Origin of the sequence: Escherichia sp. TW14182 (assembly GCF_000208525.1) — a bacterium.
GTDB classification, from domain to species: domain Bacteria; phylum Pseudomonadota; class Gammaproteobacteria; order Enterobacterales; family Enterobacteriaceae; genus Escherichia; species Escherichia ruysiae.
On record NZ_AEJZ01000334.1, the window covers coordinates 1 to 734 of the forward strand.

1 pseudogene is annotated in these 734 nt (G+C 33.5%); it reads right to left on the bottom strand.

Going from position 1 to position 734, the window contains the following annotated elements:
- Positions 1 to 393: pseudogene (locus EQY_RS26980) on the bottom strand (autotransporter outer membrane beta-barrel domain-containing protein); the annotation flags it as partial.
- Between the last annotated feature and the right edge of the window lie 341 nt (positions 394 to 734).

Consider the following 734-nt stretch of genomic DNA (forward strand, 5'->3'; position numbering starts at 1 on the left):
GCCTTCTAACACATATACGGTGCCGGAACCATCATATGTCCCCAGTTCCATCCTGGGTGCAGTGAGATTAAACTGCCAGTCGGTATGGTTTAATAAAGTGATGGAACCTTCAGAATTTCTACCTATGGTAGAGTATCTGGTAATAATTAACATATTATCAAGGATAACGGAGCCATTAGAGTTTTCGCCCACCATCAAAAAACCAAATTGCTTCCATTTGGGATTGTAACCCTCTGAAGCAATGAGTTTCAATTCTTCATTATTATTGACGACAACTCTACTATTTAGATTTGAGGGAGGGTCAACGGCCAGAGATACTGGTGTGTATAGTATTGTTGAAATGGCTATAGCCAGGGTTGATAAAGCATGTTTTGTTAACTTCATATCACTCATATCACTCACTTTCATCCTTAAAATATAAATAGCGAGATGTGTTTTATTGCACTGATTTTCTTCCTGAAGACTTGTTGGGTGTAAGCATGCAAGTTGCCAAATAAGAATATCTGTAATATTAGATGCAATAAATTTATTAAATTGTTAGTTGTTCATTGCATTGATAGGTTTTAGTGGTTTGTAAATGGTGTGAGTGAAGTTTTTTACTATTGTCATTAAAAATAATAGTAAATCGTCTTAAGGTTAATAAGGAATAAAATAAATAATGCTTATAAAAATCAATCCAATAGATGATTGGTTTTTTCTTGTTCAGAAAAATAATGTGGATAATGTAAGTTTTA